This window comes from Streptomyces sp. NBC_01264 (genome assembly GCF_026340675.1).
Taxonomy (GTDB): Bacteria; Actinomycetota; Actinomycetes; order Streptomycetales; family Streptomycetaceae; genus Streptomyces.
Genome location: NZ_JAPEOX010000001.1, coordinates 5597170 through 5614689, shown reverse-complemented (window position 1 = coordinate 5614689; position 17520 = coordinate 5597170). Strand labels below are relative to the sequence as shown.

Annotated in this window: 12 protein-coding genes, 3 rRNA genes and 1 pseudogene; 2 read left to right on the top strand and 14 right to left on the bottom strand. The window is 66.5% G+C overall.

Features of this window, described 5'->3' with window-relative positions; genetic code table 11:
* The first annotated feature begins 46 nt into the window (after positions 1–46).
* Positions 47–1264 carry a DUF5667 domain-containing protein gene (locus tag OG435_RS26280; protein WP_266880341.1) on the top strand — a complete coding sequence of 406 codons (1218 nt, stop codon included), beginning with the start codon at positions 47–49 and terminating at the stop codon, positions 1262–1264.
* Positions 1265–1351: 87 nt separating this feature from the next.
* Here the strand turns inward: OG435_RS26280 and OG435_RS26275 are convergent, their stop codons facing one another.
* The 13 genes and pseudogenes from OG435_RS26275 to OG435_RS26215 all read right to left on the bottom strand — a co-directional run bounded on the left by OG435_RS26275 (position 1352) and on the right by OG435_RS26215 (position 14647).
* A complete protein-coding gene (locus OG435_RS26275; protein WP_266880339.1) occupies positions 1352–2353 on the bottom strand; it encodes a lysophospholipid acyltransferase family protein in 1002 nt (333 codons plus the stop codon).
* Positions 2353–3408, bottom strand: coding sequence for an NAD-dependent epimerase/dehydratase family protein (locus OG435_RS26270; RefSeq protein ID WP_266880337.1), 1056 nt, complete (start codon positions 3406–3408; stop codon positions 2353–2355). The genes OG435_RS26275 and OG435_RS26270 overlap by 1 nt, the downstream gene beginning before the upstream one ends.
* Positions 3409–3509: 101 nt before the next feature.
* Positions 3510–3608: a 30S ribosomal protein bS22 gene (locus OG435_RS26265; protein ID WP_003948845.1), complete on the bottom strand. Its 99-nt coding sequence runs from the start codon at positions 3606–3608 to the stop codon at positions 3510–3512.
* A 142-nt stretch (positions 3609–3750) separates the two neighbouring features.
* A complete protein-coding gene (locus OG435_RS26260; RefSeq protein ID WP_162688852.1) occupies positions 3751–3960 on the bottom strand; it encodes a helix-turn-helix domain-containing protein in 210 nt (69 codons plus the stop codon).
* A gap of 114 nt (positions 3961–4074) precedes the next feature.
* The gene (locus OG435_RS26255; protein WP_266880332.1) at positions 4075–4905 is read right to left on the bottom strand and encodes a phosphatase; all 831 of its coding nucleotides are present in this window, start codon (positions 4903–4905) and stop codon (positions 4075–4077) included.
* Positions 4906–5076: 171 nt separating this feature from the next.
* Complete coding sequence (locus OG435_RS26250; protein ID WP_266882097.1) at positions 5077–6228, bottom strand: acetoin utilization protein AcuC; 1152 nt, start codon at positions 6226–6228, stop codon at positions 5077–5079.
* Entirely contained in the window at positions 6200–7429 is a 1230-nt protein-coding gene (locus tag OG435_RS26245; protein ID WP_266880330.1) for an MFS transporter, read from the bottom strand. Before OG435_RS26245 ends, OG435_RS26250 begins: the two co-directional genes overlap by 29 nt.
* A gap of 59 nt (positions 7430–7488) precedes the next feature.
* A complete protein-coding gene (locus OG435_RS26240) occupies positions 7489–8190 on the bottom strand; it encodes an HAD family hydrolase (protein WP_266880328.1) in 702 nt (233 codons plus the stop codon).
* Positions 8191–8288: 98 nt separating this feature from the next.
* The gene (locus OG435_RS26235) at positions 8289–8657 is read right to left on the bottom strand and encodes a VOC family protein (protein WP_266882095.1); all 369 of its coding nucleotides are present in this window, start codon (positions 8655–8657) and stop codon (positions 8289–8291) included.
* 570 nt (positions 8658–9227) lie between these two features.
* A pseudogene (locus tag OG435_RS26230) lies at positions 9228–9416 on the bottom strand (nucleotidyltransferase domain-containing protein); the annotation flags it as partial.
* 106 nt (positions 9417–9522) lie between these two features.
* A 5S ribosomal RNA gene (gene rrf / locus OG435_RS26225) occupies positions 9523–9640 on the bottom strand.
* Between the two features lie 74 nt (positions 9641–9714).
* Positions 9715–12838 (bottom strand): 23S ribosomal RNA (locus tag OG435_RS26220).
* A gap of 284 nt (positions 12839–13122) precedes the next feature.
* Positions 13123–14647 (bottom strand): 16S ribosomal RNA (locus OG435_RS26215).
* Together the 16S, 23S and 5S rRNA genes form the textbook arrangement of a ribosomal RNA operon.
* A gap of 943 nt (positions 14648–15590) precedes the next feature.
* Here OG435_RS26215 and trpS point away from each other — a divergent pair.
* Complete coding sequence (gene trpS / locus OG435_RS26210; protein ID WP_266880326.1) at positions 15591–16589, top strand: tryptophan--tRNA ligase; 999 nt, start codon at positions 15591–15593, stop codon at positions 16587–16589.
* 65 nt (positions 16590–16654) lie between these two features.
* Here trpS and proC read toward each other — a convergent pair whose 3' ends face one another.
* Positions 16655–17464: a pyrroline-5-carboxylate reductase gene (gene proC / locus OG435_RS26205; protein ID WP_266880324.1), complete on the bottom strand. Its 810-nt coding sequence runs from the start codon at positions 17462–17464 to the stop codon at positions 16655–16657.
* Positions 17465–17520 lie beyond the last annotated feature (56 nt).

Below are 17520 nucleotides of genomic sequence, written 5' to 3'. Positions count from 1 at the left end.
GGACACCTTGGGGAGTCGATCGTCATGACGAGAGGAGGTGCCGCCAGTGATCGCGAACGTGACTCCGCACCGGCGGGCGAACGCCTTCGCCCAGGCCCTGGAGGAGCGGACCCCGTCCGACCTTTCGGAACCGGACCCGGCGGCCGAGCAGTCCGAGGCACCTGCCGAACCTGCCGACCACGACCGGTTGTTGGCCCTGGCGAGCGTGCTCGGCGAAAGAATGCCGCGCCCGGTGCTGGACCCCGAAGTGAAAGTGGTGCAACGAGCCCAGCTCATTGCCGCCATGGAAGCCAAGGTGATGGAAGAGAGGGCCGGGGGCGGCGTGGCCGCCGACCCTCAAGTGCCCGAACAGCGGACCGGCCGCGGCGCCCACCGGGCGACCTCGCTCCGGAAATTGCGGCCCCGCTCCCGCTGGTCCAAGGGCATCGCGGCGGGCGGTCTCACCGTAGGTGTGGCCGCGGGGGCCTTCAGCGGAGTGGCCGCTGCCAGCACGGACGCCCTCCCGGGTGACCACCTGTACCCCGTGAAGCGGGGCATGGAGGACATCCGGCTCGGGATGGCCGACGACGATTCGGACCGGGGCGAGCTCTATCTCGACCAGGCCTCGAGCCGGCTGTCGGAAGCCCGTCGGCTCATGGAGCGCGGCCGTCTCGGCGCACTCGACCACGAGTCGCTCGGCGAGATCCGCCGAGCCCTCGCGGGCATGAAGCACGACGCCTCGGAGGGCCACCGGCTGCTCCAGGCCGCCTACGAACGGGACGGCTCGCTCGGCCCCATCCAGGCGCTGTCCTCCTTCTCCCGGTCACACCGGGACGCGTGGGCCAAGCTCCGGGGCAACCTCCCGGCGCAGCTCACCGATGTGGGCGGTGAGGTGGAGTCGGTCTTCCAGGCCATAGACCAAGAGGTGGCGCCGCTCCAGAGCCTGCTCCCGAAGCCTCCGGAGCAGACCCGCGGCTCCGGCCCGTCCACGAAGCCGAGCGCCCCGGCGGGCAAGCAGCAGACGGCGCCCTCCCCGGGCACCCCGTCCGCGGCACCCAACCCGTCGACGGACCAGACCTCGGGTTCCCCGAAGACCCCGCCCCCGGACGGCCGCGGCCTCCTGGGCGGTACGGGCAACCTCCTGGACCCGCCCGCGGCCCAGGGTCAGTCCACCCCGTCCGAGCCCGGCGCCGCGCCCACGCCCGCCCACCCGGACATCACCCTCCCGCCCCTCCTCCCCGGCCTGCTCCCAGGCCTGGGCATCAAGGCGGAGGACGCCGACTAGCGCCGGCCAACCGAAAGCGCCGGCGGGGCTGATATCTCAGCCCCGCCGGCGCTTCGGCATGCCCATCAGCCCATCAGAATCGGCCCGTCAGAAGAAGACGGACCGCCGCTGCACCAGCAGCTTGTACAGCGTGTGCTGGATCTGTTCCCGCACCTGATCCGTCAGGTTGAACATCAGCATCGGGTCCTCGGCGGCCTCCGCCGCGTACCCGTCCGTCGGAATCGGCTCGCCGAACTGGATCGTCCACTTCGTCGGCAGCGGCACCGCCCCCAGCGGCCCCAGCAGCGGGAACGTCGGCGTGATCGGGAAGTACGGGATCCCCAGCAGCCTCGCCAGGGTCTTGGAGTTCCCGATCATCGGGTAGATCTCCTCCGCGCCCACGATCGAGCAGGGCACGATCGGCGTCCCCGCACGCAGTGCCGTCGACACGAACCCGCCCCGCCCGAACCGCTGGAGCTTGTACCGGTCCCCGAACGGCTTCCCTATCCCCTTGAAGCCCTCGGGCATCACGCCCACCAGCTCCCCGGCCTCCAGCAGCCGCTGCGCGTCCTCCGCGCACGCCAGGGTGTGCCCGGCCTTGCGGGCCAGCTCGTTCACCACGGGCAGCATGAACACCAGGTCCGCCGCCAGCAGCCGCAGGTGCCGCTGCGCCGGGTGCTGGTCGTGCACCGCGACCTGGAGCATCAGGCCGTCCAGGGGCAGGGTCCCGGAGTGGTTCGCCACGATCAGCGCGCCGCCCTCCTTCGGGATGTTCTCGATGCCCTTGACCTCGACCCGGAAGTACTTGTCGTACAGCGGCCGCATCAGGGACATCAGGACCTGGTCCGTCAGCTCCTTGTCGTAGCCGAAGTCGTCGACCTCGTACTCCCCGGTGATCCGGCGCCGCAGGAACGCCAGCCCGCCCGCGATCCGCTGGTCCCAGCCCTCCCCCGTCGCGGCCGGCTCCGGTACGGCCTCCACCACCGGCTCCGCCGCCGGCTCCGCCGCGGGTGCGAGCGGCGCCTCCGGCGCGACCCGTACCCGCCGGGCGGGCGAGGACCGCCGTCGCGGCCGGTCCTCGTCGAACGGAATGACCTTGGCGTCCGCCACTATCGCTGCGCTCCATCCATGTCCACGTCCAGCATCCCGGCCACCCGGTCCACGGCCCGCGCGACCCGCTCCGGCGGGAGCAGCCCGCCGCCGCGGCTCCGCGTGAAGTCGGCGAAGGTCTCGGCGGTCGTATACATCGGCTCGAATCCCAGCACCTCGCGCATCCGCGCGGTCTCCACGACCCGCCCGTGCGTGAGGAGCCTTATCTGCTCGGGCGAGAAGTCCGTCGCCCCGACCGCACGCAGCGCCGAGCCCACCCAGGTCACCGCGGGCAGCAGCAGCGGCACCGTCGGCCGTCCCAGCCGCCGCGCGCACTGCGACAGCAGCAGCACCCCGTCGCCGGCGATGTTGAAGGTCCCGCTGAGCCCGCCGGGCCCGCTGGTCTGCGAGGCCAGGCGCAGCACGTCCAGTACGTCGTCCTCGTGCACGAACTGCAACCGCGGGTCGTAGCCCAGCACGGTCGGGATCAGCGGCATCGAGAAGTACTCGGCGAGCGCCGAGTCGGCGAAGGGCCCGAGGATGTTCGCGAACCGCAGCACGCACACCGCGACGTCGGGCCGCCTGCGCGCGAAGCCGCGTACGTATCCCTCGACCTCGGTGGCGTCCTTGGCGAAGCCGGCGGTGGGCAGCGACTTGGGCTGCGTGGTCTCGGTGAAGACGGCCGGATCCCGCGAGGTGCCCCCGTACACACTGGTACTGGACTTCACCACGAGCCGCCGGACCGTCGGGGACTTCTGGCAGGCTCCCAGGAGCTGCATCGTCCCGATGACGTTCGTTTCCTTGACGGTGCCGTACGAGACGGAGCCCGCGCCCGTCGCCGCTCCCCCGGTCACCGCGAGATGGACCACCGTGTCGACCGCGTTCTCCGCCAGCACCCGGGCGATGCCCGACTGCCTGATGTCCGCACGGACGAACTCGGCCGAGCCGAGCCGGTGCGGCGGGGTCACGGCGTCGACCGCGATCACCCGCTCGACCTCGGGGTCCCGCTGGATCCGCCGCACGAAGCGGCCCCCCAGCTGCCGGGCAGCCCCGGTGACCAGCACGACCTTCCCCACGAGCTCAGCGCCTCCCTAGATCGGAACAACCGTCTCCGGCTGCACCGCAGCCCCCCCACCAGAATGGTGGAGGGGCTGCGGAGAACACGTACAGCTGCCGTTTACTTCTTGTTACGGCGCTGGACGCGGGTGCGCTTGAGCAGCTTGCGGTGCTTCTTCTTAGCCATCCGCTTGCGCCGCTTCTTAATAACAGAGCCCACGACTACCCTCGCTCACTTCTCTTCATTCGGTGCGGGGCGTCGGGGCCCACACGACCTACGTCGGCCTAGCCTACCCGCCCGAGCTCTGAGCTTGTAATCCGAGTGCCCCCGAGGGGTAACCACGCGCTCCCGGCCCATGCCCTCAGGCCGATTCCACCCCCACGAAGGACTCGCGCAGGTACTCGTGCACCGCATTTTCGGGGACCCGGAAGGACCGGCCCACCCGGATTGCGGGCAGATGTCCGTTGTGCACCAAGCGGTACACGGTCATCTTCGACACTCGCATCACCGAGGCGACCTCCGCCACGGTCAGGAACTGAACCTCACTGAGAGGCCTCTCGCCAGCAGCCATGACACACCTTGACCTTCCGCGCATGACGGGCACCGGCTTCCCCTCCGGTTACGCCCCGTCGTCGCACGCTCACTCACCAGAGTAGGGGCGTGTGATACGAGTGGGGAAGAGGAGCTACGTCCACTCCTGCCGACCCGACAGACTCGCCCGATTGAGTACATAGCGAGTGAGCGGTCGGTAGTAGTCCGCGCGCACCGCGTCATCAAGCGGAACCGCCACCGAGACCTGCCCCTCGGCTTCCCCCACGAACAGCGCGGGATCATCGGTATCAGCCAGCCCGATCGCCTCCACACCGAGCTGACCTGCACCGCAGACCCACCCGTGGTCCCCCACCACCAGCTCCGGCAACGGCCCGCCGGCCTCCGCCAGCGCCCCGAGCGCGATCCGAACCGGCAGCGGCGAATGGGAGTGCGCGCCGGTGCCACTCCCGTCCGGCCGCACGCCCTCTTCCCGCACCAGTGCGACCCCTCGTACGTAATCGATGCGGTGCGTGCGTACGCCGAAGCGGGTCTGCATGTCCACGGGTGCCCCCCGCGCCGGAGTGAGGACATCACATCCCGCCGCCGACAACGCCCCCGCCAAGGTGGCGTAGAACCCCAGGAGCCGGTGCGGGTGACCGGTCCCGAACAACACCGGGGCCCTCGCGTCCGCAGCCGCCCGCAGCCGCTCCGCGAAGGCCTCCAGCCCCGCCACCGTCAGCTCCGGATCGATCACGTCCGGCCCGCTGACGTGCGCGGGATCCGCCGAGACCCCGCACTTCTGCGCCATCAGCCGCAGCAGATCACCCTCGCCCCACCCCCACGCGGGATCCAGCCCCAGCAGAACCCGCGGATCCCGCGCCGCGAACAGCCGGTAACTGCGCAGGCTTTCCTCCCGCGATGTGGCCACGGGCCCGGCAAGCCGGGCGGCCAGCAGATGCGCACGCAACGCGCCGGTACTCAACACCTTCCCGATGCTCCCGCACCAACCCTGACACCTCACCAGTTCCGGCCAATCCCCCACCCGTTGGCCCAACCGGTCCGGGGTCTTTTCAGCCGTCCGGCGTTTGAGGACCGGGGTCTGGGGCGGAGCCCCAGGGAACGGTGGAAGGGTGGGTAGGGGACGGCCCCGCAGGGCTCAGGCCAGCAGCCCCCGCAGGGGGAACACCGCCCGCCGGGTGGCCAGTACGGCCTGGTCGATCCGGTCGGCAGGGTCGTACCCACCCTCCCAGTCCCGCCAGCCGGGCACCCGCCCGTCCGTCATCCGCCCGGGCGCCACCTCCCGCGTCCGCGCATACACCGCATCCCGCCAGGACCCCGGCACAGCCGTCTCCGGCGGGATCGGCCGGTGCCCGGCAATGGCGACCAGGTGCGTCCAGGACCGCGGGACCACATCCACCACCGCGTACCCGCCACCCCCGAGCGCCAGCCACCGCCCGCCCTCGACACACGAGTGCGCCAGCTCGTGGCACGCCTCCTGCACCGCCCGCTGCGCGTCCAACGACACCGCCAGGTGCGCCAGCGGGTCCTCGAAGTGCGTATCGGCCCCGTGCTGAGTCACCAGCACCTGGGGCCGGAAGTCCTCCAACAGCTCGGGCGCCACCGCGTGGAAGGCCCGCAGCCACCCCTCGTCCCCGGTCCCGGCGGGCAGCGCGATGTTGACCGCCGAGCCCTCCGCCGCCGGCCCGCCCGTCTCCTCCGGCCAGCCCGTCTGCGGGAACAGCGTCCGCGGATGCTCGTGCATCGAGATGGTCAGCACCCGCGGGTCGTCCCAGAACGCGGCCTGGACCCCGTCCCCGTGGTGCACGTCCACATCCACGTACGCGACCCGCTCGGCCCCGAGCTCCAGCAGCCGCGCGATCGCCAGGGCCGCATCGTTGTAGACGCAGAACCCCGCCGCCCCGCCGGGCATCGCGTGGTGCAGCCCGCCGGCGAAATTCACGGCGTGCCCGGCTTCACCCCGCCAGAGCGCCTCGGCCGCCGCCACCGACTGACCGGCGATCAGCGCGGACGCCTCGTGCATCCCGTGGAACGCCGGGTCGTCCGCCGTCCCCAGCCCGTACGAGCCGTCCGCGACCCCGGGGTCGGCGGACACCTCGCGCACCGCCGCGACGTAGTCCTCGCGGTGGACCAGCCTCAGCGTCGACTCCCCGGCCGCCCGGCCCGCCCGTACCTCGAGCTCGCGGTCGAGCCCGAAGGCCCGTACCAGGCCCATGGTCAGCTCCAGGCGCACCGGGTCCATCGGATGTCCCGGCCCGAAGTCATACTTCGTTACCGCCTCGTCCCACATCAACAGCCCGGTCACCGGTTCGCCGCTCATGCCGAACACCGTATCGGGCGGGCTCCGTACCGAACGAGCGGGCATAGAAAAGAGTGACGAGGACCAGCACCATCGGCACGAGCATCGCCCCCCGGTAGCTCCAGGCGTCCCCGATCCCGCCCACGAGCGGCGCCCCGATGAGGAATCCGACGTAGTTGAAGATGTTGAGCCGCGCGATGGCGGTGTCCGAGGAGTCCGGGAACAGGCGCCCCGCGGCGGCGAAGGTCTGCGGCACGATCACGCACAGCCCGAACCCCAGCAGCGTGAAGCCGAGCATCCCCACCCACGCCCCGGGCGCCACCGCGACCACGGCGAACCCGCCGGCCGCGACGACCGTCCCGATCCGTACGACGGCCACGGCCCCGAAGCGCCGTACGCCGAGGTCCCCGACGGCCCGCCCGAGCAGGGTGGTCACCATGTAGACGTTGTACGGAACGGTGGCGAGCTGCTCGGAGCTGCCCAGCACGTCCTGGAGGTACTTGGCGCTCCAGTTCGAGACCGTCGAGTCCCCGATGTACGCACACGCCATCACCAGGCACAGCGGCAGCAGCAGCTTGAACCCGCCCGGCCCGAGCCCCTTGGCGGCCCCGGTCCCGGCGGCCTTGCCGTCCTGGTCCACGTAGAACCGGCTGGCGAGCAGCGCGAGCGGCAGCAGCACCACCACGGCGGGCAGATAGGAACTGAACAGCGAGAGGTGCCAGTGCGCCCCCGCCCACGCGGCGGAGGCCCCCAGGATCCCGCCGAGGCTGTACGAGGCGTGGAAGCCGAGCATGATGCTGCGCCCGTACGCGCCCTGCAGGCTCACCCCGAGCATGTTCATGGAAGCGTCGAGCGCCCCCACGAACAGCCCGAACGCCCCGAGCGCCAGCGCCACGTGCCACATCTCGCTGCCGGCGCCGACGCCCAGCAGGGCGAGCAGTACGAGCGGCTGCGCCCAGCGCAGTACGGTGCTGGGCGCGACCCGCTTCACCAGGTGCTCGGTGACCACGCTGGACACACCGGCGAGGATCGGCACGGCGGCCAGGAAGACGGGCAGCAGCGCGTCGGATATCCCGTACCGGTCCTGGATGGCGGGGATCCGCGTCACGAGGAGCGCGAAGGCCACGCCCTGCACGAAGAAACTGAACCCCAACGCCCCGCGCCCGCGGCGCAGCCGCACGTCTGCTGTCATGGCGGCTCAGCGTAGGCGTCGGACCTACCGGTGGGTAGAGCGATCACATATCGATTGGGTCAGTGCGAGAACCCGCCGCCGTATCCGGTGTATCCGGACCCGGTGGTGTCGACTTCCAGGCCGAGCAGCCCGGCCAGCTGGTTCATGTCGCCGAAGTACGCGGTGGCCCCGGGCAGCCGGTCCGCGGGCACCATCGCGGTGTACCCGAGCACGTCCATCCCCGCGGCCAGCGCGGCCTGGACACCCAGCGGGCTGTCCTCGATGACCACGCACCGTGCCGGGGCCACGCCCATCTGGTCGGCGGCGTGCAGGAAGAGATCGGGGGCGGGCTTGCCCTTCCCCACGTCCTCCGAGCTGAAGATCCACTCCTCCTCGAACCACTCGTCGAGCCCGGCCGCCCGGTGCCCGACCCGGATCCGCTCGTGGCTCCCGGAGGACGCGAGGCAGTACGCCGTCCCGCTCTCGACCAGGGCCGCCAGCACCCCCTCGACCCCGGGCACGGGCTTGAGCTCCCGCTCGAAGGCCGCGAAGGTACGGGCGTGCAGCGTGCTGTCGAAGTCGGCCGGCAGCGCCTGCCCGGTCCGCTCCCGCACCAGGTCGTGGACCCGGTGGACCGCGGCCCCCATGTAGTCGCGGAGCGACTCCTCGTACGAGGTCGGGTGGCCCAGCTCGGTCAGGTACCCGGCGAGGATGCTGTTGGCGAGCGGCTCACTGTCCACCAGCACGCCGTCGTTGTCGAAGATGACGAGGTCGTAGCCCATGCGACAACCCTACGAGCCGTCAGGGCAAATCCATCCGGACCCCATGCCGGGCATCCGCAGGACATCCAAAGATCCTCACGGCTCCCCGATGCGGGTCCTCACTGGCCGGCCGCCCGCTCGGACGCGCTCCGCAGCACGCAGAATTCGTTGCCCTCGGGATCGGCGAGGACCGCCCAGCCCGAACCGTCGGGGTTCCGGTGGTCGGACACGAAGCCGGCGCCGAGGGCCAGCAGCCGGTCCACCTCCCGGTCCCGCGAGGTCCCGGGCCGCAGACACAGGTGGATCCGGTTCTTCACCGTCTTCGGCTCCGGCACCTGGTTGAAGTACAGCGCCGGCCCCTCCACCATCGGCACGTGCGTCTCGTGGTCCCCGGGTCCGTACTCGGGATCCAGGGGACGGCCGGTCACCAGGCTCCAGAACCGGGCCAGCTCGTAGGCGTCCGCGCAGTCGATCGCCACGTTCTGCACCACCGAGACCTCGCCCGCAGGAGCGGCGGCAGGGTCGGCGCCGCCCCGCCAGGTCCGGCGGTAACCCTCGCGGAGGGGGCCGCCCACCAGGTCGAGCACACGGTACGCCGCTCCGGCGAGGGCCGTCCGGTCTCCGGTTGTACACGCCTCCAGGTGCCCGTCGAGCAGGGCGCCACCCAGCTCGGGGTCCGCCTCCAGCAGCCGGCGCGGCAACCACTTGCCGGCCCCGCCCCGCCAGGCCCGGTGGTGATCGAAGAGCAGCTCGGCGGCGCCGGCCAGCACCGAGCCGGCGATGAGCACGCGTTCCACCGGATCGCTCGCGTCGCCCAGGTCGTCCAGGGCGTCGGTGAGGCCGTACCGCTTGGTCTCGACGGTGTCGGCGTCCAGCGCCCGCGCCCCTCGGCCCAGGTCCGCTTCGGCCAGGGCCCGTGCCCGGCCCCCCTCCCCGTCCCTGTCGACGAGGACGAGACCGGCGGCGTACATCGCCTGAAGAACGGGCCGACCGGCGGCCAGGTCCATCGCGAACAGCTCCGCGAGCCCGGTGCGGGTGTGGACGAAGAGCTCTACGACCCTTCCTTCGAAGCGGATCGTCTCCCGGAAGGTCTCATCGCCGTCCTCGACGAGCACGGCGATGTCCAGATCACTACTGGCCGTCGCCCGCCCCGCGGCCGTGGATCCCGCCAGGATCACGGAGAGCGCGTCGGGAAAGCGGTCGTGCGCGAGGCGTCGAGCCTGTTCGATCGGGTCCACGTCGTCCATGCGGGACAGGCTTTCACGGTCCCCGATCCCGGGGCGATGCTTTTTGGCCGTAAACGCAGAAAAGCCCCGCACCAGTTTCCTGGTGCGGGGCTTTCCCACAATGATTGTTCGGCGGCGTCCTACTCTCCCACAGGGTCCCCCCTGCAGTACCATCGGCGCTGAAAGGCTTAGCTTCCGGGTTCGGAATGTAAACCGGGCGTTTCCCTAACGCTATGACCACCGAAACACTATGAAGTTAACCAACCGGACATGAACACAGTTCGTTACTTCAGAACTAACACAGTGGACGCGAGCAACTGAGGACAAGCCCTCGGCCTATTAGTACCAGTCAGCTCCACCCGTTACCGGGCTTCCACATCTGGCCTATCAACCCAGTCGTCTACTGGGAGCCTTACCCTCTCAAGGAGGTGGGAATACTCATCTTGAAGCAGGCTTCCCGCTTAGATGCTTTCAGCGGTTATCCCTCCCGAACGTAGCCAACCAGCCATGCCCTTGGCAGGACAACTGGCACACCAGAGGTTCGTCCGTCCCGGTCCTCTCGTACTAGGGACAGCCCTTCTCAATATTCCTACGCGCACAGCGGATAGGGACCGAACTGTCTCACGACGTTCTAAACCCAGCTCGCGTACCGCTTTAATGGGCGAACAGCCCAACCCTTGGGACCGACTCCAGCCCCAGGATGCGACGAGCCGACATCGAGGTGCCAAACCATCCCGTCGATATGGACTCTTGGGGAAGATCAGCCTGTTATCCCCGGGGTACCTTTTATCCGTTGAGCGACGGCGCTTCCACAAGCCACCGCCGGATCACTAGTCCCGACTTTCGTCCCTGCTCGACCCGTCGGTCTCACAGTCAAGCTCCCTTGTGCACTTACACTCAACACCTGATTGCCAACCAGGCTGAGGGAACCTTTGGGCGCCTCCGTTACTTTTTGGGAGGCAACCGCCCCAGTTAAACTACCCATCAGACACTGTCCCTGATCCGGATCACGGACCGAGGTTAGACATCCAGCACGACCAGAGTGGTATTTCAACGACGACTCCACAACCACTGGCGTGGCCGCTTCAAAGTCTCCCACCTATCCTACACAAGCCGAACCGAACACCAATATCAAACTATAGTAAAGGTCCCGGGGTCTTTCCGTCCTGCTGCGCGAAACGAGCATCTTTACTCGTAGTGCAATTTCACCGGGCCTATGGTTGAGACAGTCGAGAAGTCGTTACGCCATTCGTGCAGGTCGGAACTTACCCGACAAGGAATTTCGCTACCTTAGGATGGTTATAGTTACCACCGCCGTTTACTGGCGCTTAAGTTCTCAGCTTCGCCACACCGAAATGTGACTAACCGGTCCCCTTAACGTTCCAGCACCGGGCAGGCGTCAGTCCGTATACATCGCCTTACGGCTTCGCACGGACCTGTGTTTTTAGTAAACAGTCGCTTCTCGCTGGTCTCTGCGGCCACCCCCAGCTCACGGAGTAAATCCGATCACCAGGACTGGCCCCCCTTCTCCCGAAGTTACGGGGGCATTTTGCCGAGTTCCTTAACCATAGTTCACCCGAACGCCTCGGTATTCTCTACCTGACCACCTGAGTCGGTTTAGGGTACGGGCCGCCATGAAACTCGCTAGAGGCTTTTCTCGACAGCATAGGATCATCCACTTCACCACAATCGGCTCGGCATCAGGTCTCAGCCTTATATGAGGGACGGATTTGCCTACCCCTCGGCCTACACCCTTACCCCGGGACTACCACCGCCCGGGCTGGACTACCTTCCTGCGTCACCCCATCGCTTACCTACTACAAGTCTGGTTCGCCGGCTCCACCACTTTCCTTTCCCCGAAGGGTCCGGAACGGCTTCACGGGCTTAGCATCGCCTGATTCGATATTGGGCGTTTCAAAGCGGGTACCGGAATATCAACCGGTTGTCCATCGACTACGCCTGTCGGCCTCGCCTTAGGTCCCGACTTACCCTGGGCAGATCAGCTTGACCCAGGAACCCTTAGTCAATCGGCGCACACGTTTCTCACGTGTGTATCGCTACTCATGCCTGCATTCTCACTCGTGAACCGTCCACAACTAGCTTCCGCTGCTGCTTCACCCGGCACACGACGCTCCCCTACCCATCACAGCGGGCGTTGGCCCTATTGCTGCAATGACACGACTTCGGCGGTACGCTTGAGCCCCGCTACATTGTCGGCGCGGAATCACTTGACCAGTGAGCTATTACGCACTCTTTCAAGGGTGGCTGCTTCTAAGCCAACCTCCTGGTTGTCTCTGCGACTCCACATCCTTTCCCACTTAGCGTACGCTTAGGGGCCTTAGTCGATGCTCTGGGCTGTTTCCCTCTCGACCATGGAGCTTATCCCCCACAGTCTCACTGCCACGCTCTCACTTACCGGCATTCGGAGTTTGGCTAAGGTCAGTAACCCGGTAGGGCCCATCGCCTATCCAGTGCTCTACCTCCGGCAAGAAACACGTGACGCTGCACCTAAATGCATTTCGGGGAGAACCAGCTATCACGGAGTTTGATTGGCCTTTCACCCCTAACCACAGGTCATCCCCCAGGTTTTCAACCCTGGTGGGTTCGGTCCTCCACGAAGTCTTACCTCCGCTTCAACCTGCCCATGGCTAGATCACTCCGCTTCGGGTCTAGAGCGTGCAACTCAATCGCCCTATTCGGACTCGCTTTCGCTACGGCTTCCCCACACGGGTTAACCTCGCTACACACCGCTAACTCGCAGGCTCATTCTTCAAAAGGCACGCAGTCACGACCCATTGAGTAAACTCAATGAGCGACGCTCCCACGGCTTGTAGGCACACGGTTTCAGGTACTATTTCACTCCGCTCCCGCGGTACTTTTCACCATTCCCTCACGGTACTATCCGCTATCGGTCACCAGGGAATATTTAGGCTTAGCGGGTGGTCCCGCCAGATTCACACGGGATTTCTCGGGCCCCGTGCTACTTGGGAGATTCTTAAGCAAGCCGCTGATGTTTCGTCTACGGGGGTCTTACCCTCTACGCCGGACCTTTCGCATGTCCTTCGACTACATCAACGGTTTCTGACTCGCCGACCGGCCGGCAGACCGATCAAAAGAATTCCCACAACCCCGCATGCGCAACCCCTGCCGGGTATCACACGCATACGGTTTGGCCTCATCCGGTTTCGCTCGCCACTACTCCCGGAATCACGGTTGTTTTCTCTTCCTGCGGGTACTGAGATGTTTCACTTCCCCGCGTTCCCTCCACACTGCCTATGTGTTCAGCAGTGGGTGACAGCCCATGACGACTGCCGGGTTTCCCCATTCGGACACCCCCGGATCAAAGCTCAGTTGGCAGCTCCCCGGGGCCTATCGCGGCCTCTCACGTCCTTCATCGGTTCCTGGTGCCAAGGCATCCACCGTGCGCCCTTAAAAACTTGGCCTACAGATGCTCGCGTCCACTGTGTAGTTCTCAAGCAACGACCAGTCACCCATCACCCTCACCCAAAAGGCGAAGTTCACTGGGGCCGGCATCACGAAGATAAGACCTTACGGCCGTACCCTCAGATACCCAACAACGTGCCAAGCACGATCCCCCGTCAGTGAGTCACTTTCCACGCCGAAGCAGTACTTGTGATCCATCCAGGAAACCGTGCCAACTAATCAACGTTCCACCCTGAGCTGACCGTGCAGAACGTTTGTCTGCAATCGGTACTGTGCTCCTTAGAAAGGAGGTGATCCAGCCGCACCTTCCGGTACGGCTACCTTGTTACGACTTCGTCCCAATCGCCAGTCCCACCTTCGACAGCTCCCTCCCTTACGGGTTGGGCCACCGGCTTCGGGTGTTACCGACTTTCGTGACGTGACGGGCGGTGTGTACAAGGCCCGGGAACGTATTCACCGCAGCAATGCTGATCTGCGATTACTAGCAACTCCGACTTCATGGGGTCGAGTTGCAGACCCCAATCCGAACTGAGACCGGCTTTTTGAGATTCGCTCCACCTCACGGTATCGCAGCTCATTGTACCGGCCATTGTAGCACGTGTGCAGCCCAAGACATAAGGGGCATGATGACTTGACGTCGTCCCCACCTTCCTCCGAGTTGACCCCGGCGGTCTCCTGTGAGTCCCCATCACCCCGAAGGGCATGCTGGCAACACAGGACAAGGGTTGCGCTCGTTGCGGGACTTAACCCAACATCTCACGACACGAGCTGACGACAGCCATGCACCACCTGTATACCGACCACAAGGGGGGCACTATCTCTAATGCTTTCCGGTATATGTCAAGCCTTGGTAAGGTTCTTCGCGTTGCGTCGAATTAAGCCACATGCTCCGCTGCTTGTGCGGGCCCCCGTCAATTCCTTTGAGTTTTAGCCTTGCGGCCGTACTCCCCAGGCGGGGAACTTAATGCGTTAGCTGCGGCACCGACGACGTGGAATGTCGCCAACACCTAGTTCCCAACGTTTACGGCGTGGACTACCAGGGTATCTAATCCTGTTCGCTCCCCACGCTTTCGCTCCTCAGCGTCAGTAATGGCCCAGAGATCCGCCTTCGCCACCGGTGTTCCTCCTGATATCTGCGCATTTCACCGCTACACCAGGAATTCCGATCTCCCCTACCACACTCTAGCTAGCCCGTATCGAATGCAGACCCGAGGTTAAGCCTCGGGCTTTCACATCCGACGTGACAAGCCGCCTACGAGCTCTTTACGCCCAATAATTCCGGACAACGCTTGCGCCCTACGTATTACCGCGGCTGCTGGCACGTAGTTAGCCGGCGCTTCTTCTGCAGGTACCGTCACTTTCGCTTCTTCCCTGCTGAAAGAGGTTTACAACCCGAAGGCCGTCATCCCTCACGCGGCGTCGCTGCATCAGGCTTTCGCCCATTGTGCAATATTCCCCACTGCTGCCTCCCGTAGGAGTCTGGGCCGTGTCTCAGTCCCAGTGTGGCCGGTCGCCCTCTCAGGCCGGCTACCCGTCGTCGCCTTGGTGGGCCATTACCCCACCAACAAGCTGATAGGCCGCGGGCTCATCCTTCACCGCCGGAGCTTTTAACCCCCGCCCATGCAGGCAGGAGTGTTATCCGGTATTAGACCCCGTTTCCAGGGCTTGTCCCAGAGTGAAGGGCAGATTGCCCACGTGTTACTCACCCGTTCGCCACTAATCCACCCCGAAGGGCTTCATCGTTCGACTTGCATGTGTTAAGCACGCCGCCAGCGTTCGTCCTGAGCCAGGATCAAACTCTCCATGAATGTTTACCCGTAATCGGGTGCACACGCACTTAGAGCGGGACAGTCATGTCGGAATAAGACCGACCGTCCACTGCGTCCTCGCTGTGTAATTGCCTGCAAGCATCACGGCAGAACCGCGACCTCACAGGTCTTTTTCAAAGGAACCTCATCCACCGAAATGGACGGGGTATCAACTTTTTGGCGTTGATTTTTGGCACGCTGTTGAGTTCTCAAGGAACGGACGCTTCCTTTGTACTCACCCTCAGTAACACTTACTGGGGCTTTCCTCCGGGCTTTTCGTTCTGTTCTTGCGTTTCAGACTCTATCAGAGTCTGTCTCGCTTGTTTTCCGCCTTCCAGTTCTTCGCTTTCGCGTTTCCCTTTCCGGCGAGTACGACTCTATCAGATCCTTTCGGGCCTGACTCCCAGTCAACGGGGTTTGTCGTTCGGGCTGTTGGGCCCTTGCGACGAGTGAGACAGTAGCGGATTCCTTGCCCCCGAACCTAATCGGCGGCCGCGTCCGTGAACGCGGATTCCTCATTCGCAAATACGCATGAAAACGGGACGACAAAGTGAGTCGTTCGTTCGAATGTGTAGTGCGGGATGGCTGTCCGGGGACCGACCGGGGTCGGTTGCTCACTTCGGACAACTCGAAGAACCTTACGGATCCAGCACGAGTGTGTCAACTCCAGGCTGACTCGCGGCTGATCCGCCCCGCGGAGTCCGGAAACCTCACGCCCTCCTCACCCCTCAGGGTCTAGCCTCTCCCCCATGACTACGCGTGCGCTCACGCTCGACCTCCGCTGGTGGGCCGCCTGACGGCGGCCGACCATCCACGCGAGCACGCACGCGCTCGACGGCCGCCGATCTCGGCGGCCGTTTTCGTTTCTCCCCTCCCGGGAGTGGCTCGGCCGCCCGACGCGGTGGCTTCGACGCCCACACCGACACGAGCAGGGAGCAGGGACATGACGAGGATCTTCAGCGGGGTCAAGCCGACGGGGCATCTGACGCTGGGGAACTACCTGGGGGCCGTACGTCAGTGGGTCGCCGCCGAGCAGGAGCCCGACGAGGCGCTGTTCTGCGTGGTCGATCTGCACGCCCTGACCGTCGAGCACGATCCGGCCCGGGTGCGCCGGCTCAGTCGGCAGGCGGCGACGGTGTTGCTCGCCGCCGGGCTGATTCCCGAGAAGTGCACGCTCTTCGTGCAGAGCCACGTGGACGAGCACGCCCGGCTCTCCTATCTGCTGGAGTGCACGGCTTCGGACGGGGAGCTGCGTCGGATGGTGCAGTACAAGGAGAAGGCGGCGAAGGCGCAGGCCTCGGGAGAAGGGGTGCGGCTGTCGCTGCTCACCTATCCCGTGCTGATGGCCGCCGACATCCTGGCGTACCGGACCGGTGAGGTGCCCGTAGGGGAGGACCAGCGGCAGCACGTCGAGCTGACCCGGGATCTGGCCGTGCGGTTCAACCAGCGGTACGGGTACACCTTCATCGTGCCCAGGGCCACGCATCCGGTGGTGGCGGCGCGGGTCATGGACCTGCAGGACCCGCGGTCGAAGATGGGGAAATCGGGGGACACCGGGCCAGGGGTGGTGTTCGTCCTCGACGAGCCCGAGGTGGTGCGGAAGAAGGTGATGCGAGCCGTCACCGACAGCGGGGAGGGTGGGGTCCTCTACGATCCGGCCGCGCGTCCGGGGGTGTCGAACCTGCTGGACATCCTCGCCGCCTGTACCGGGGGCGAGCCGGCCGCGCTCGCCGACGGGTACACCGGGTACGGGGCGCTCAAGCGGGACGTGGCCGACGCCGTCGTCGAACTGCTGCGGCCGGTCCGCGTACGGCACGCGGAGCTGGCGGCCGATCCGGCGACGGTGGAGGCGGTGCTGCGCGCGGGTGCCGGGCGGGCGCGGGCGATCGCGCGGCCCGTGGTCGACGCGGCGTACCGGGCCATCGGGCTGCTGGAGCCCTGAGGGGAGAGCGGTGGCCGGGCGTCGTTACGGGGCTGCGCGCGCAGCCCCGTAACGGGCGGCCTGTGTCAGCTGTTGCCGGAGGCGAGTTCGCGGCTGCGGTCGCGGGCCGCTTCTAGGGCGGCGATCAGGGCTGCCCGTACGCCGTGCTTCTCCAGCTCCACGATCGCGTTGATGGTGGTGCCGGCCGGGGAGGTGACGGCCTCGCGGAGCTTGACCGGGTGTTCGCCGCTGTCGCGGAGCATGACGGCGGCGCCGACGGCGGCCTGGACGATGAGGTCGTGTGCCTGGGCGCGGGGCAGTCCGAGGAGGATGCCGGCGTCGGTCATGGCCTCGACGAGGTAGTAGAAGTACGCGGGGCCGGAGCCGGAGAGGGCGGTGGCCGCGTCCTGCTGGGACTCCGGGACGCGCAGGGTCTTGCCGACGCCGCCGAAGATCTCCTCGGTGTGCGCGAGGTGCTCGGCGGTGGCGTGGCTGCCGGCCGAGATGACGGACATGGCCTCGTCGACGAGGGCGGGGGTGTTCGTCATGACGCGGACGACCGGGGTGCCCTGGGCGAGGCGCTCCTCGAAGAAGGAGGTCGGGATGCCGGCCGCGCCGCTGATGACCAGGCGGTCGGCCGGGAGGTGCGGGGCGAGCTCTTCGAGGAGCTTGCCCATGTCCTGCGGCTTCACGGTGAGGATGAGCGTGTCGGCGCGCTTGGCGGCCTCGGCGTTGGTGACGGCCTCGACGCCGTAGCGGGTGCGGAGCTCCTCGGCGCGTTCCGGGCGGCGGGCGGTGACGAGGAGCTTGGAGGCGGGCCGGCCGCCGCGGATCATCCCGCTGAGCAGGGCCTCGCCGATCTTGCCGGTACCGAGGACTGCGACTGTCTGGGTCATGCCCGATTCACCTCGCCGAACTGTTCTTGCACGCATGCACGGTTTGCGCCCTCATC

Coding starts and splice junctions, on each gene's coding strand:
- OG435_RS26260 (WP_162688852.1), bottom strand. CDS start 3,960: ATGGCTGCTGGCGAGAGGCCTCTCAGTGAGGTTCAGTTCCTGACCGTG.
- OG435_RS26250 (WP_266882097.1), bottom strand. CDS start 6,228: ATGTGGGACGAGGCGGTAACGAAGTATGACTTCGGGCCGGGACATCCG.
- OG435_RS26245 (WP_266880330.1), bottom strand. CDS start 7,429: ATGACAGCAGACGTGCGGCTGCGCCGCGGGCGCGGGGCGTTGGGGTTC.
- OG435_RS26240 (WP_266880328.1), bottom strand. CDS start 8,190: ATGGGCTACGACCTCGTCATCTTCGACAACGACGGCGTGCTGGTGGAC.
- trpS (WP_266880326.1), top strand. CDS start 15,591: ATGACGAGGATCTTCAGCGGGGTCAAGCCGACGGGGCATCTGACGCTG.
- proC (WP_266880324.1), bottom strand. CDS start 17,464: ATGACCCAGACAGTCGCAGTCCTCGGTACCGGCAAGATCGGCGAGGCC.